We start from the raw sequence: 15,396 nt of genomic DNA, 5'->3' as shown, positions 1-15,396 counted from the left end.
ATGGTATCCATAAGTTCGATATGTTCTCATATAGTGTGTGAGAGGACAAGAACTTACATCCACTGTTGCTTTTTTAAATACTCAAGAGTACTACAAATTGATGTTTTCTTATTATTTCAGCATATTGATTTAATCCATATTTTTTCAATTATTTTAAAAAAATAGGCCATGGTGGGACATTACTCATAATAATCTGTTGGTCCAGTTGACAGACCACCCCCAGGCCCTATTGAAAGTCCCCCGTCTGGCCTGTCGATAATAATCCTCCGCGAGGCCCCGTTGAAAGTCCAATCAGGTCCCGTTGATAGCCCCCGCGTGGTCCAGTAGACTTATTTCTATTCCACATATAAATACCCCCTTGTAATAAATTATATGATCTATCTTAACTTACTAAGAATGCCCACCATGTCAGTTTCATTATCACAATACCTAATGACAATAGTCATGAGCATTTTTAAAATATCATAAGCTTTTAAGATAGAAGCCTTGACTCATATAGGGGTCCCGACAACATTTTAACGAAAATATACGTTAAGCGTCGTTGCATCCCCAGCGTGGCTGGCATGAGATTAATAAAATTACCTCTTATTGTCTGTCTTCAATAGGCCAATGGTCTTACTGTGCATGCCTTGTTACTAGCGCAAAATATGTCAATTAAATAAGTCTAGGTGATCATCCTATTCTATTGAAATAATGCTAAAATGTGGAATTGGAGGGAAAAAATGATCATATAGTTCTAGTTTAAGGAGGTATCATTACATCAATCAATTCTTAAAGTAACTTGAATGTTCAATGAGTACTGGATACGGGTTGTATGGATTAAAATTGATATAAGTAGGAGGAGAAAAAATAGAATGAGCATTAAAAAAACAATATCTTTGTTAGCAGTGCCATTTATTGTAGTAACATTGTTTAGTCAATCATCTGTTTCTTTTGCTGCTCCAGCCAAAGGTCAAATTAAAGCTAAGACTGAAATTTCTGCATCATCTGTAACATTGAGTTGGGAAAAGATTGGGACAAATTACAAGGTATACAAAGATGGTAAACTTGTAGGTGAAACCCCAGAAAACACATTTGTTGATTCTGCAATTAAAGCAGACGAGCTTTATAAGTATCTTATTGTCGCTTACAATGGAAACCAACTAATTGATACCATAAGGATATCTACAAAAGCGAAATCTTCCACTGATAATGTGTCGTTAAAAAACGAAAATCAGAATACAATACCAGACATGACTATAGAAAGTATAGCTAGTTCAAATTCTGTCACTTTAAATTGGCCAGAAATTCCTGATGATGACAATGTTTACGAAGTTTATAGGGATGGTTCGCACATCGCGAGTGTTTCTGGCAGGCAATTTTCCGATCAAGATGTAACTCCTAGCACCAAATATCGTTATAACGTGATTGGGAAGAAAAAGCTCAATGTTGAGGATATTAATAAAATCAAAAAGGATTCGAAATATAATAATGCGAATGCTGTTTCGGATGAAGAGCTCCTTAAGTTAGAAAATACGTTCGAGGCAATTAAGTTTGTAAAAACTCTTGATAGTAATTTGCAATCGAATCTGGAGGAAAACCGTCTTAAGGAATCAAACGTTGTATCTTTCAGTTCGGTACCGTACTTTTCTTTCAGGTATATGACTTTTATTCCTGACTATAGAGTTGCAAACCCATTCTCGTCAGGAACCTATTTTTTGGGTAACAACCGATCATATGATGTATTGTCTAATGAGTACAAAACTTTACAAAACATTGACGTCACTTTCGATCAACCATACTATAGTACATACGGTCACCGAACAGGAACTGGTGTAACACATGTTGTTGATGCAAATAACAACCCTATTAGCTCAAAAACAGCAAATTGTACTTCCAGCAATGGGGCTTACGATTTATATTTGTTGTCACCAAATAGTTATGGAACAGATTTGAAACAATTTGGTGCGGGAGGAGATTGTGGTCTCCCGTACTATGATTCCATATCTCCAGATATTACTTATTATTATGATGCGTGGATGGAACGAGATGGGGATTGGAGGGTCAAAGGCTCTCATGATAAAGCACCTTCACACGAATTCTATCTCTATGATCGTTCGCTAGGTTATTATATAACGATTTTCCAACATGATGCCGCACGAAAAGCAAACGGTGATGTTGATTTTGCTGCTCTAGCTCCCCCTTATCCAAGTTGGACATTCGATATTAGCGGTTAATAAAAAGGTGTTCGTCCAAAGTCACTTGACTTAGGATGAACACCTTTTTTCTTTATCTAAGTAACTGAATTTTTTTCAAAAAACTATCAACTAACCATAATCCTGCTGCTGCTCCAAAAACTGAATTTATCAGAACATTTGAGAAAATAAGAATATCGTCGGATTCGGTAAAAGTAAACAAAAAAACAATAATTCCTGCAAACACAAGATGTAAAATAAGTCCCATCAGAAGGTAATTTATTGACTTCTTCTTTTTGGATAGGATCAGATCTGTCACAATTGAAAAGGGTACACCAATAATTAAGGAACCAACTGAAAAGTACATAAAATAAGCGAAAAATGAGGCATACCCATGAATAAGCAATAGAATTAGTGAAAGAATTAACGACATTAGAATACCAGATATAATCTTCCTTACAATCGCAACTTTTGTGAACATTTATAATATCTCCTTTCGTATAATGAATTTCAACGCCGGACTCATGGTGAGCAACTTATCGCTGTAACCTGAACGAAGACTACCCTGTTAAATGAGCTATCGTTTCCGCTGAAGTATGTTTTTACCCCCTGACATACCTCCCAGCAGTTGCTGCAAACGCTGAGCGCCATCGGAGGGCATTCGAATAAGTGCTAAGGCGTAGCAGGTTGCCGTATACGCTCACCTATTTCAGATGTGCTATTACCTGTTCTGTCATGTGGGCTTCAGGGGTCTTTATTTCAAACGATAGAAAGTGTGGGCCTAAGTGCCGTGGGTCTTAAAGATTTAATGAGGTTGGCTTTGCTCCCATTGCTTTTCTGTCCCAACAAAAAATTAAGTTTTTCTGGTCTAGTTGTTGTGCCATCAGTGTTCCTTATTTCCCCAGTTGAAGTTCCTAAGCCATGTATCATTATCACAGTATCAGGAAGTTTTGTTTTTTGTCCATTATTCTCAATATAATAAAAAACCATAGGGCCTGTAATGTTACTGCTTGAGTTCTAATTTTTCCAGAGGGAGGGACTTCATATACAATGTATTTCCTTCTTCATGTTTCAAAGCAGGATATTCAGATTGATCAAATATAACTTTTACCCACCCGAATATTCCTTTGGTAAGAGAAACTTATGAGTTGGATAATCCGGTTTGTTGAAAATAATTATTGTCCCTATTATAAGACAGACGACTACCGAGACTGCAATTGCAATACCTAGCATCTTTTCATAACCAACCTCCTCTAATTAGATGTATATTTCCAAGATTTCTAATTTTTAGATTAAAGCAAAGTAATCAGCTATGCAAATTTGGAACAATATTTTATTATATTGGCGTTTACACTGTCTAATACTTATAATGCTTTTAGTTGCAACGTTCATGGAATCTGAGCGCCTCTTAGATGGTATGTATTGGGATTTAACCCCCGTCAATAAACCCATCCCATCATACCGGGGCGCGAAAAGTCAGACTTGGAAGATAGGATTGATTTGTTATCAGAAGCCAGATTAGCCATTTCTTAAATATTTCTCAGACCGCTGTGGAAAGCCGCTTAAGGCGATCAAAAAAAATATTAAAAAAGGAGTTGTTTGAGATGGTTCAAGAAACATTGTCTCACAAAAAGTTGGTAAGAATTTTGAGCAAAAGGTAATTAAGAGAATTACAGGAGTAGCTCGTATCAACATACCCGTTAGAAACATAGAGAAATCTGTGGATTTTTACGTTATTCACTTGGGATGCACATTAATGCGAGGCATTACAAATACCTATTTCATGTTCAGCCCTTCTGCAAGGTATTGCAACACCTTATTTTTACGCAATATTAGGAGTTTTTTGAACAGGCTCTATTAAATAAAAAATTACAAAAAGTTAATATCCATTTTTATATGAAAAAGGGATTTTTTGGTTTATAATAAAATGAATTAAAAAACAGAGGGAGGGGGAATTAATCATATAGTCATCAGTTGTTCAAAGTATGAGTTAATTAGAAATTTGAAACTCCTAGTGTTTTTTTGGTTAATCTCATCAAGATAATGTTAAAAATTCTTAAAGTACTAATTATTTAATAAAGTATATAGGAGGAATACAATGAAAAAATTCACTTTAGGTCTCTTGTCTGGAATAATGCTTACAGCCAGTACCACTGTGATTGCGGCTTCATTAGATGTTACTTTATTTCCAGCTAAATATGTCATTAATAATAATCAGGTTCCCTTACCAGAAGAATATACTAGTCTAAACTACAATGGTCATGCTTACGTCCCAGTTAGGTTTGTTAGTGAGAATTTCGGCGCAAATGTTGACTATGATTCTAATTTAACTAAGATTCTTATTAATAACGAAGGTTTAAAGTTCACTGCTGAAAATAACATGAAATTTGGTAACCTAATTACTTACTTAGCAGAAAATAAGACCAAAGTTTCTTTTATGTTACAGAGTGACTTGGATAATGTGATAGGTGGGAATCTTTATTTTTACGATGACAGTGCTGTTTTATTAAGCAAAATGCCTATCGGTGGAGAGTATAAAGCGGGAACCTCTAAAATTGAAGGATTTGCTGAGGAGGATGTTTCAAACTATAAATACGTGGTCTTAAGAATTGGTATGAACCTAGGTAAAAATTATCAACCTGGACAATTGACTGATCAGCAAAGAGACGAGATTGCAAAGAATGGATTATTAAAAATTGGTATACCAGTCAACCAGGTCGAGAAATTAGGAGTTAAAAGAAGTATACTTTGGGACATTATTAAAACCTCGAACATGTCTAGTCTTGATAGCGCAAAACTGGCTGAGAAAATAAACGCAAGATAAATCATTATTAATTTGCAAGATTGTTTCTAAAGGGAAACAGCTGCAGAAGTAGTTTTTGGGAATATCCTTAAACGCGAAACGAGCCTTAGAAGCGATTCTAGAGGCTTGTTTTTTTCAGCTTTTTATTTTCTTTAAAAAAGTGTACTTTTGCAGTTGCCTCCAAATAAGGACTAGTTTTCTATGATTTATCCATTTTTTTTGATTATCTTAGAGCCTACATAGCTAGAAAAAGGAAAAAATTTACAAAATATAAACCCAATAAATGTAAATAATCGTCTACAATATAGTAGTGGGAGATAAAGGTAATGAAAATTCGGATCTTAAAAAAAGGAGACAATGAAAATGAAAAAACTTTTAGCTGTTGCATTAGGTTTTACACTAACCTTTTCTGTGGTTTTACCTACTTCATTTGCTACATCTACTAACAAAGAAATCTCTGAGGTTGAGAAGAAACTAATCAATAAAGGAGTTTCGAAAGAGGAAATTACTAATCTTGGGAAAAAGTACACTAGTATTATTGATAACGTATTGCAGTCTGAAGATCTATCCAACGAGCAATTGAGAAATTTAGTAAATGGTTTATTGGATCGAGAAACTGATGATGAAAAAGTAAAAAAGGGTACAATGAAGAAGCAGGATGGTTATAAAGAACTCCCTAAGCATGACTTTAATATGTACAAGCCTAAAGAATTAATAAAATCAAGAGATTTAAAAAATGAGGTTTCAGCGCTTGCATCGTCACCTAGTGAAGAACACTCAACTGGTGTAATTAGAAATGTTATCTCACAATGGGGATATTCAACAACAACTATGAAAATAGATTTACCTTCTGTATATCTAAATAAAACAAATGATAGTTCCTCATATGTATTTGGCGGAGCGTATACTAAAAATCCAAGCACAGGTATGCCCTATTCTGGGGCAGATCTAGGCGTAGGTACTGAAGATTCGAGCGGAAGATATTGGTTCCCGGTTATATACTTAGGGTTGCCCGGGTGGGACGGTAAACGTCTACCAGGGGAAGATGATGACGGATGGTACCAATCTCCAACGGTTAGTATTGACAAAAATCAAGTGCAGAAACTATACATGATTGTAGAAGCAAACGATGATCAACTAATTCTCTCGATTTTTAATGGCATTACATATTCAGAAATATCAAGTATTAGCATGTATGCTCCTGGTAGATATTTTACCAATGAAGGACAAAATGTTCAGTTAGCTCAACAGGCATCAATATGTTATCTAGCACGTGGCGATGGTACTTACAATGGTTATCTACAATCAGGATCATACATGAGATATGCTACTTTTTCAAATGTATATATTTATAATGATTTGAACTTACCTAACGGAACTTTATGGACAAGCTCTTATACTTCAGCGATAACAAAAGGAGAAACGACTCAAGCAGCTGCGAAAATTAATGCTTCCGTATTTTCCGCTGATTACAACCATCAGGTAAGCATAAATTTAAATTAGTTTGAATAATCAGAATTAAAGATACTTATTCCATTATCTTTATTAACCCTAAGCTAATAGGACACTCAATTTCTAATTTTGAGTGTCCTATTAGCATTTTTATTATCGGTATGCTGCTTGGTGCAATAAACCTGAACCTGATGAATCAATTATAATTGACGTTTTAATGGAACCTTTCGTTAAACAAGCTCGTCCAGAACAGAATTGCCAATTTTTACGTCATGGATATTTTTGCCTAGATAGAACCGGTGACCGTCTTGTATTTAACCGTGTCGTACCGTTAAAAGATACTTGGAGCAAAAGACTTTAAAAAGAGAGAGTTAAAATGACAAGGCAGCCGATCTTTAATCGGTTGCCTTTTTTACAGCAACTTATTTTTCTAAATAGAAAAAGAAGCTCAATATAATGTACGACGACACCAACATTGTTGTTGTCAGCTTCTGAAACAACTAACGGCATTAAAAACATCGGGACGCTTCAGTTATAGAAACAGATCACGAATTGATAATGACAGCTGCGAGCGATTTACGGCTATTAATGAGACCCGACAAAAAGTGGCTTGCCAGCATATCACCGAACGAAACAACGAGGCGAGGGAACGGCTCAATTTTTGTTCTTCAATAACTTTCAACAAAATGTCTGTTTTGTTGAAAGTTGTTTAGGGAACATTTGTTTGATATACGTATCCAGCTGAGGTATTAGATGAAACGGCGCGAGAAAAACAATGGAGGTCATCGATGGAGCTGGAGAACAGGAAGAGGCAGATTAGGTCGCGACTCATTTATCTTATTTTTTCTACTCTTGTTCATACCACTGCTTCCTAAGAAAGATAATTAGGTTAAATTAAGCAATATTTAGCAATCTATCAATCGGTTTTTTTACTCTGGGAAAATTTAATCACTAGGGTAAGAAAGATTGTCCCAAAGGCTGAACATGGTACTTATTCGGCAGCTTCGGTTTTTCCCTCTTTTGTCTGGATCGGGATGGATCCAAGCCGCGGGAATGAGATAAAGTTCTTGTCATTTATGAGATAATGTTCTTGACATCATCTGTAAGAGAAAAAGAACATACATCTATAGAGATCCGCACACAGCGCGGTTTTTATTTTTTAAGGATGTAAGTTCTTGTCTTTTTTGTAAGACAAGAACTTGGAAATCTTTCACCAGAGGAATTGCAACAATCTGACGGGCCTTTTCGTCTAGAAGATGCAAATTCAAAAACGAAGGGGTCAGACAAAACATGAACTTCAAGCTAACAGCAGGTTTTTTGGTTATGCTCATCGCCTTGACGGCGTTTTCTTAAGCGTCTGAAAATCCCTTGCTGTGTGGATGTCTTATTATGGCGAGTTCGTCCCTGTTGCTTCCTGGAAAGACCAACTAATCAATTTTTCTGTTCATGGAAATAATTACGAATTGTTTTTGTTAGTCTAAATGACTAGTATTAGTCACAGCCTTAGTTTATTAATAAGGGATTTTATAAATTTGGGAGGTATATTTCTTGAAAGTGTTCAAAAAAGCAACTTTAGCCGTGCTAACTTTAGGAGTTATCACAACCTTAGGACTATCTAAAGAAAGTGATGCTACCATATATAACGGTGGAAGAATTTCAGCTGATCATCCTATTTATTATTCTTCTTCTGTTTCTAGTTATGGATATGGAACTCATTTTGATCAAGCTCGCAATAATTGGAATGTTTTATCAACACAAGTAAATTTGTGGAAGAATGCTAGCAGCACTTCACAAACAGATGATTATTATATTGGGATAGCGACTAACCCACCAGGTAAAGTTAATCTCGGCTTGACATCTTTTTATGATTCCACAGGAACCCCAGTAGCTAATTACCAAACATGGGCTTATTCAACTGTAACGTTGTATGATAATAGCATGAGACAATTATCTATGACACCCGAACAAATTATTGGTAATGCGACACATGAAGTAGGACATAGCATCTCATTAGATCATCCAGCTATTTCTGTATCTTCGATTATGAATTCAGGTGTACAGAGTATTCCACCTACTACATATGACAAGAACGATGTATATTCAGCATGGGGAGAATAATAGGAGGTACATTTATATGACAAAGAGATATATAATTATTGTAACAATTGGTGTAATGGTTTTAGTAAGTGGATGTGGAATAAAGAACGATAACTCGGTTTCAATTCCTTCTATTAATTGGGATTCGAATACGGTTTATGCAACAACTATTGATAAAATTGGTGAATACGCTGATGCAGTTGTAGTAGCAGAACCAATTAAAGATATATTTGATAGTCAAGCTGTTGTCAAATACTTTCCTAAAGATCCGGGAGATAATTCAGGTAAATCACCAGCAATTGAAGATTTCTATACAATAACGGAGTTGAAAGTTGATAAAGTATTAAAAAAATCAACAGTTACGTTATCACTTGCAGAATCCGATGTGATTAAAGTATATGAACCAATAGCGGTTATAGATACTAAGGAAGGTAAAAAATTGCTTAAACAAGACGAATATAACGAATTAAAAAAAGATAAGAAATATGTAATTAATCTTAAAAAGCCCGATACCGGCGAGATTTATGGAATTGTTAGAGATAATGATGGAATAACAGAAGTAAATAATGACTTAGATATAGAAAACGCTAAGAAAAAGTATAAACTATAATAGGGTACAAACTTGATTTAGATGGTTGCTGGGATTCCGGCATTCTTTTTTTATATGGATACATGCAAACCGCTAATAGTTGGGAGAAACTTCGCCACGAAAAAGGCGGTGTTTTTTCATTTGTTTTTTCAGCTGGGAGGCAATGAGATAAAGTCTAATATGCGAAGCTTTGAAAGAAGCCGGTCTATTAGCGGAACCCTCAGCGTCTGTCATCGAGACCCAAAATATTTTCAAACACTATTCAGATGTTGGTAACAAACAAGTCATTGAAGTGATTTTGCAAAAAGAAGCAAGAACGATAAATATCTTTTGTGCCATCAGTTCAAAAAGCGTGAAGAAATCACTACGAAAAATGAAATCTTTCACACCGCTAAGTGTAGCGATGAGATTTTTTGATAATCCAAACAGATGACAATAAAGCTATTAGTAAATACGTTGATCAATATGTAAAAAGGTTGTCTCTATAAACATCACCATTAAAAAAAGGTGGTGTTTTTTTAAGTTCGCGCGGGGTTAATGCGGGAATGAGATAAATGTCTGGTGACAAGAACATTATCTCATTAATTGCCGTGTAAATCGAGGCATTTTTATATTATGGGATAATGTTGTTGTCAAAGGTAAATGACAAGAATTTTTTCCCATTCTCGATTTTGACAAGAACATTATCTCATTCTAAACGACTGTGCTGTACCCCCAAACATAGCAAATAGCCGCCTCTTTATTATCAGTAGGCGGCTATTTGCACATTGTTACTTACTAGATAGACCAAATTCCTTTACTGATGTGATATTAGGAGTTCTCCAAAACTTGTTTGTGGATTTTCTTAACTTTCCAGATGCTTCATTTTAATAGTGGACTTTCCTTGATAGACTCCTTTCTGCGATAGGTCCGGAATATTTTTCGAGAAATACAATTGCCCAGTACCAGCGAAACTGTCATGAAGGCCAACTGTCCGTTTGATGATATTCCCCCTAGTAGTGAGGTTCATCACAATTCGTCTCACAACATGGAGTTTGTTCGCTTCTATTAAAGAAGAAGAACCGATCTTTAATGATTGGTCTTTTAATGTTCATCTCCAAAGGTTAGCAATTGTATACAGTGGTCGGGACAAGCAGGTGCTTGTCCCTCAGTCATCGCATGATTGAGGGACAAACCGCTGTCTATGTTTAGGAATTCATCAATAAGAATAACTTGCTATTACCAAAAGGGGTAATCAGAGCGATTTTTGTGTCGTTATTTGAAATTAACACCCAACTTCCAGACTATACCAATTATTACTTTATTATTGTAATCTATGAATAAACCAAACAGAACTGCTACAAACCATTATAGAAGCCGCATCCAAGTTTAGATTTGGAAGCTTGGCATACGGCCACTACGCTCATGCTTTGATATTTCACAAAATTAATATCGCGTTATAATTTATTATCACTCATCGATATTACTTTGTAAATGTCATAGTAGCGGGCAATCCTACGAAAAAGGAGGTTTATATGGTTTGGAATGAAAAGCTTTCCTAGTTTTTAAAACTGTCAATGATTATTTAATAATCACCATTCAATGAAATATTGAGGAGGAAAGCATATGAAAAAGAGATATCTGGTCCTTACAGTTGTACTAGCTTTATCAGTGGGTACTGGCAGTTATGTTCTGTCATTTGGGAACAATTCAAAAGAAGTTTCGACTCTTCAAAATAATACTCAAACTGGACATATTCACGGTAAAGTACAAGATTACCCTTTTAGTGAATCTGTAAAAAGGGCAACGTTGATTGTCAAAATTAAAATTAAGGATAAGGATCATGAACTTGATACACCTACTGTTGCAAAAACCATTTTTAATGCAGATATTCAAGAAATATACAAAGATGCTAAAAATTTAGGGAAACAAAGCATTAAAGTGATGCAGCATGGCAACAGTAAATTCTCCTTTAATGACAATGATCTTTTTAAAAAAGATGAAGTACTAGTTTTATTTTTAAGGGAAGCAGAGGGCTTCGATAATACTTACTGGTTAGTCGGAGAAGAAACAAATTTTTACAAAGTACTTGATAACAAGGTAACTAAACAAGCAATTATGGATGTTGAATTAAAAGATGTGGAAATAGAAATAAAAAAGCTAAATAATAAAGAAGTGCAAGTTATGGATCTCGAGAAGTTTACGAAGAAGATCAAGGATAAGGTAAAAGAACAAAATTCGTAATGAAAGGGGCACTTTATATGAAAAGGATCATTAATAATTTATTACTAGTAATAACACTTATGATAATTACCATTTTTCCAACGCAAGCTTTTGCACATACAACTGCACAAACAGGTAGTGAAACTGTTAAATGGATGCTAGATAATTATAATCATGCAGGTGCTACAAACGTATTATATTATAATAGTCCAACACTTGATTCTACTATGGTTAGTGATGTTACTAGCGCGGCTTCTCGATGGTCTAAAGTCACATTTACCGAATCAACTGGAAACTATACCGGTTATGTAAATCAGATTTCGGACAGTAACTCAGACGTAGCGGCCGAATTTTGGATGTTTGCCTCTGATAGTTCAGGTCATTTATACAACTGGTCTATTAATATTAATAAATATCTAACAGATCAGTATACATCTCCTCAACGACGTGGGGTGATTACGCATGAATTTGGACATGCTGTTGGTTTAAACGATATTTATAATAGCATAGGCGTCAATATGTATGCATATATGTCTGGCTGGACTGCATATTTCCCTACCTCTTATGATCTAATCGGTGCGGATGAAGCCGACCATTAAAGCATTAGCAGCGGCCCCTGTACGAATGGGTCTTAAAAAAGCTTGAGATTCCTGAACCTCCACGGCAAAGGGAGTTCGGTCGGCTGAACTTAACAGGTGTCGTTACAAGTAAACGGTTTTTGAGGCAACTGATAGATGGGGGACTCGTGAAAGGTTGGGATGATCCCAGACTTCCTACCCTACGAGGATTTAGAAGAAGAGGCTTCACGCCATAAAGTATACACAGCTTTATAGAGGAGATTGGCAGCATCCGAACCCAAAGCACGGTAGACATAATTCTCTTGGATCATTGCCTCAGGCAGGATCTAAAAGAAAAAACTGTTAACGTCATGTGCAACCGTTGAAGGTAGTCATAACCAACTATCCGGAGGATGACGTGGAGATGTTGTTGATTGAAAACAACAGTGTCTAGATAAAACCGGTGACCGTCTTGTATTTAACCGAGTCGTACCGTTATAAGATACATGGAGCCAAAAGACATTAAAAAGAGAGAGTTAAAAAGACAAGGCAGCCGATCTTCTAAAACCTGTAGAGTATTTTAATGAACATATTCTGACCTGGTTTCCACAGTTCATGAGTTGGTGCCCAGACTGTATGAAGATGGGATATCATAGCTGGTTACATCAATTTGCGTTGGTTCATAACTGTCCGATTCATCAAACCAATTTGATAAATGCGTGTCCTAGCTGTTTCTCCAAAATTCCATTTTTATTAAGTGATAGCGGGCTGAGTGATCCGTTTACCTGTAAATGTGGATTTAAGTTAGCTAATTTCACAGAAACTCATTGGTCTGAATGGAATTTTCCAGTGAATATAATTGATAATTCAGTCTCTGGATGGATTGAAGGCAAGGGAAGAAATGATGACACTCGGTTTGTATTTGTCCCTCGCTCTGTTTCTATTGAAGATTTTAGCCTTGATCCAATAATCAGATCCAAGTATTTTTGTTACGAAGTTAAGCAAGCATCCGGACATGAATACGCAATTAGTAGGAAGTTTATTGACGAAATCTATATCGAAAATAAAAGTTGCTTTAGAACGATAGACCGATTTATTAAGAAAAAATTTCTAAAAAAGCATCGAATCTGCACACTTACTCTTCAGGAGTTAAGAAAGCAAGAAATAGGGGAGTTCCCACCAATTTGCCCATTTGCTTATGCATATGTTTTTTGGAAACATACACTACTTCAAACGGCACATTTCCATAAAGTTATTAGAGGGGATGAAACAAATTCTAGAAAGTTTCTAGGGTTAGAACTAGCAACTCAACTAATAGAAAAAATAATCATTGATTCTAAAAACAAATTAATTGACCATATGAATCTCTTTGAAGTTAACAATAGAGAAATACTGCACTGGATCATAAATAGAATTACATCTGAGTTGTGTCTAAATTATTTCTATCAATGGCTTGAAATTTCAACAAAGGGAACAGTGCAAATACGAGTTCCTAATTGGAATCAAGTTAGGATAATGCTAGAAAAGAGTATACCTAAAATAATTTTTAAACTTTCAGATGTTGATGGTAACAAACAAGTCATTGAAGTGATTTTGCAAAATGAAGCAAGAAGTAAGATATTGCGAGGAGTGCTTAAGATATCATTTTCATAGTATTTTTCATCAATTACGAGCTATCGATCATTGCCCATACCACTTAGTAAGATTAATAGACGTCTGTATAAATTGTAACAAAACAATACTTTATTTGTTTAAGAATAGTCATTATCAGTGCCCATGGTGTGGCTGCAGCATTTTCTCGAGTAATATGATCGATAGATCTAATTGGGAAAAGGAATTTGAAGTAAAAAAAGACTTATTTATTTGGAGGTATATTTAATTTATTGGATTGATTTGGAGTGGCAGCTGCAGCATTTTCTCAATGTAGTGTAGGAGGACAAGATCATATATCCATTTGAATCCGCGATTTGAGCGGATTTTTTATTTTATGGATACAACTTCTTGTCTATTCTAAAAGACAAGAAGTTGTATTGTTTTCCAATAAAGGACACTAAGTTGATACCTTCCCCGTAGTTGTTAAACGATACAGATTAGTGGTCTATTTAACATTATACAATACATCTTCATATCCTAAAATTCGGCTTTCATTACATGTTAATATTGAAACATAGCGATGCGAAAAACAGGCTCAAACTAATACAAAGGATAAACGGCCATAATCGGCTGATTTTGTTCAACTAACGGGCAGTTTAACACTAAAGCAGGACTTGGAAAATACTCTCTAAAAACATAAATGTTCGGAAAGTTGATGATCGAAATGAATAGGAATTCTCCGAGAAAAATACATATTATTGGTTCCATTGGGGAGAAAACAACTTTAGCTAGAAACTTATCTGTGAATTTGGAATATTCCACCTTACGAATTGGATAATGTTTTATGGAAGCGAAGTAAACCAATAAAGGGGTGTAAAAATGGAGTTTTTCATAGGAATCGTTCCACCTGAAGATTACAAAGAACAAATTTCGGTATTTCGTAATAAATGGGCTAAGACATTTCGAAATCGATGGGATAATAACGGCTTTAGGGATCCTGTGGAGCCCCATATTACTGTTAAAGCCAAAAGTGGACTTACGGAGGATATGAGTTGGCTTGAAAAAGTAAGAGAAACTTGTTCTTCATTTCCAATCTTCCAGTTAACTTTGTCTGAACCAGCAACATTCGGAACAGCGGTTACATTCCTTAGCGTTGAATCGAAAGAGATATATAATCTGCATAAGAACTTGGTAGATGCGGTTTCCCCACCGCCCGAACTTATTGAAAGGCATATAGAGTTGGATCACTTCATTCCACATTTGACTTTGGGTCAAATAAAATGGGGCATGAGTGAAGCAGAAATTATAGAAATGAAATTGGCTGCGAGAGAAGCATTATCTCCTTTTCCAAGCTTCAATGTAACATTCGTGCGGGTATTTGATATCAAAACAAACGCACCTTTTGAAGATATCAAACTTGCCAAGTTGTTCTAATCAGATCATTGAACTAACGCAGAACTATAGCGGAGGAGACTGTAGCGCTACAGCTCCTCTTTTTTTTTCATTCAAGTAATGGACAGGTTAATTGAATATGGTTTAAAAAGAGGAACGTTAGTTCAATGAAATAGCGACAGTCTAGGACTTTATTTTCTAGTCCTTTGCTGTCGCTGTTTCAATTTCTAAGGTCAGTCTAAAACTTAGTCAATGAAGTCTGACGGTATGACAATTCGAAAAGCCGCATGGAATAAAGACATCCAGTCTAATACTTTATTTTCTGCTGACACCAGAAAGCAAGCAGAACTGAAAACAGTAAAGGAGCAGCCGTAGCTGCTCCTTTGACTTGTTCATGAAAATTCTTACTTACTAAATGATAATGACCACAAATTGGAATAGTTTCTACCATAAGCTATATACACATTGGTAGTCGTGTTGGCCCATTCGGGTTCATTGTCATACCGGGAAAGACGATGTTATCATCGGAGAAATGTT

General features: G+C 35.5%; 11 protein-coding genes and 1 pseudogene. 11 read left to right on the top strand and 1 reads right to left on the bottom strand.

Going from position 1 to position 15,396, the window contains the following annotated elements; all coding sequences use genetic code 11:
• Positions 1-854 precede the first annotated feature (854 nt).
• Complete coding sequence (locus QFZ81_RS15100; RefSeq protein ID WP_307603342.1) at positions 855-2,216, top strand: fibronectin type III domain-containing protein; 1,362 nt, start codon at positions 855-857, stop codon at positions 2,214-2,216.
• 52 nt (positions 2,217-2,268) lie between these two features.
• Here QFZ81_RS15100 and QFZ81_RS15095 read toward each other — a convergent pair whose 3' ends face one another.
• The gene (locus QFZ81_RS15095) at positions 2,269-2,655 is read right to left on the bottom strand and encodes a hypothetical protein (RefSeq protein ID WP_307559831.1); all 387 of its coding nucleotides are present in this window, start codon (positions 2,653-2,655) and stop codon (positions 2,269-2,271) included.
• 1,617 nt (positions 2,656-4,272) lie between these two features.
• On the opposite strand from QFZ81_RS15095, the gene QFZ81_RS15090 reads away from it, so the two are divergent.
• The 10 genes and pseudogenes from QFZ81_RS15090 to QFZ81_RS15045 all read left to right on the top strand — a co-directional run bounded on the left by QFZ81_RS15090 (position 4,273) and on the right by QFZ81_RS15045 (position 14,901).
• Positions 4,273-4,998: a stalk domain-containing protein gene (locus QFZ81_RS15090; protein WP_307603340.1), complete on the top strand. Its 726-nt coding sequence runs from the start codon at positions 4,273-4,275 to the stop codon at positions 4,996-4,998.
• A 342-nt stretch (positions 4,999-5,340) separates the two neighbouring features.
• Positions 5,341-6,480 carry a hypothetical protein gene (locus QFZ81_RS15085; RefSeq protein ID WP_307603337.1) on the top strand — a complete coding sequence of 380 codons (1,140 nt, stop codon included), beginning with the start codon at positions 5,341-5,343 and terminating at the stop codon, positions 6,478-6,480.
• A 148-nt stretch (positions 6,481-6,628) separates the two neighbouring features.
• Complete coding sequence (locus tag QFZ81_RS15080) at positions 6,629-6,790, top strand: hypothetical protein (protein ID WP_307606905.1); 162 nt, start codon at positions 6,629-6,631, stop codon at positions 6,788-6,790.
• 1,187 nt (positions 6,791-7,977) lie between these two features.
• Positions 7,978-8,547, top strand: a complete 570-nt coding sequence (locus tag QFZ81_RS15075) for a M10 family metallopeptidase domain-containing protein (RefSeq protein WP_307603335.1) — start codon at positions 7,978-7,980, stop codon at positions 8,545-8,547.
• Positions 8,548-8,563: 16 nt separating this feature from the next.
• Positions 8,564-9,136, top strand: coding sequence for a hypothetical protein (locus QFZ81_RS15070; RefSeq protein ID WP_307603333.1), 573 nt, complete (start codon positions 8,564-8,566; stop codon positions 9,134-9,136).
• A gap of 1,584 nt (positions 9,137-10,720) precedes the next feature.
• A complete protein-coding gene (locus QFZ81_RS15065) occupies positions 10,721-11,338 on the top strand; it encodes a hypothetical protein (protein WP_307603331.1) in 618 nt (205 codons plus the stop codon).
• 17 nt (positions 11,339-11,355) lie between these two features.
• Positions 11,356-11,916, top strand: a complete 561-nt coding sequence (locus tag QFZ81_RS15060; protein ID WP_307603329.1) for a hypothetical protein — start codon at positions 11,356-11,358, stop codon at positions 11,914-11,916.
• 11 nt (positions 11,917-11,927) lie between these two features.
• A pseudogene (locus QFZ81_RS15055) lies at positions 11,928-12,322 on the top strand (glutamate--tRNA ligase family protein); the annotation flags it as partial.
• Between the two features lie 188 nt (positions 12,323-12,510).
• Complete coding sequence (locus tag QFZ81_RS15050) at positions 12,511-13,527, top strand: hypothetical protein (protein WP_307603327.1); 1,017 nt, start codon at positions 12,511-12,513, stop codon at positions 13,525-13,527.
• Positions 13,528-14,346: 819 nt separating this feature from the next.
• Positions 14,347-14,901 carry a 2'-5' RNA ligase family protein gene (locus QFZ81_RS15045; RefSeq protein ID WP_307603325.1) on the top strand — a complete coding sequence of 185 codons (555 nt, stop codon included), beginning with the start codon at positions 14,347-14,349 and terminating at the stop codon, positions 14,899-14,901.
• Positions 14,902-15,396: the final 495 nt, after the last annotated feature.

The organism is Paenibacillus sp. V4I9, assembly GCF_030817295.1.
GTDB lineage: Bacteria > Bacillota > Bacilli > Paenibacillales > NBRC-103111 > Paenibacillus_E.
Note: the sequence above shows the minus strand (reverse complement) of the source record. Positions and strands in the feature narration are given on the sequence as shown.

What these genes read in the sequence shown, in the direction of transcription:
- QFZ81_RS15070 (WP_307603333.1), top strand. Translation starts at nt 8,564, where the DNA reads ATGACAAAGAGATATATAATTATTGTAACAATTGGTGTAATGGTTTTA.
- QFZ81_RS15100 (WP_307603342.1), top strand. Translation starts at nt 855, where the DNA reads ATGAGCATTAAAAAAACAATATCTTTGTTAGCAGTGCCATTTATTGTA.
- QFZ81_RS15095 (WP_307559831.1), bottom strand. Translation starts at nt 2,655, where the DNA reads ATGTTCACAAAAGTTGCGATTGTAAGGAAGATTATATCTGGTATTCTA.
- QFZ81_RS15065 (WP_307603331.1), top strand. Translation starts at nt 10,721, where the DNA reads ATGAAAAAGAGATATCTGGTCCTTACAGTTGTACTAGCTTTATCAGTG.
- QFZ81_RS15050 (WP_307603327.1), top strand. Translation starts at nt 12,511, where the DNA reads ATGAAGATGGGATATCATAGCTGGTTACATCAATTTGCGTTGGTTCAT.
- QFZ81_RS15045 (WP_307603325.1), top strand. Translation starts at nt 14,347, where the DNA reads ATGGAGTTTTTCATAGGAATCGTTCCACCTGAAGATTACAAAGAACAA.
- QFZ81_RS15060 (WP_307603329.1), top strand. Translation starts at nt 11,356, where the DNA reads ATGAAAAGGATCATTAATAATTTATTACTAGTAATAACACTTATGATA.
- QFZ81_RS15085 (WP_307603337.1), top strand. Translation starts at nt 5,341, where the DNA reads ATGAAAAAACTTTTAGCTGTTGCATTAGGTTTTACACTAACCTTTTCT.
- QFZ81_RS15090 (WP_307603340.1), top strand. Translation starts at nt 4,273, where the DNA reads ATGAAAAAATTCACTTTAGGTCTCTTGTCTGGAATAATGCTTACAGCC.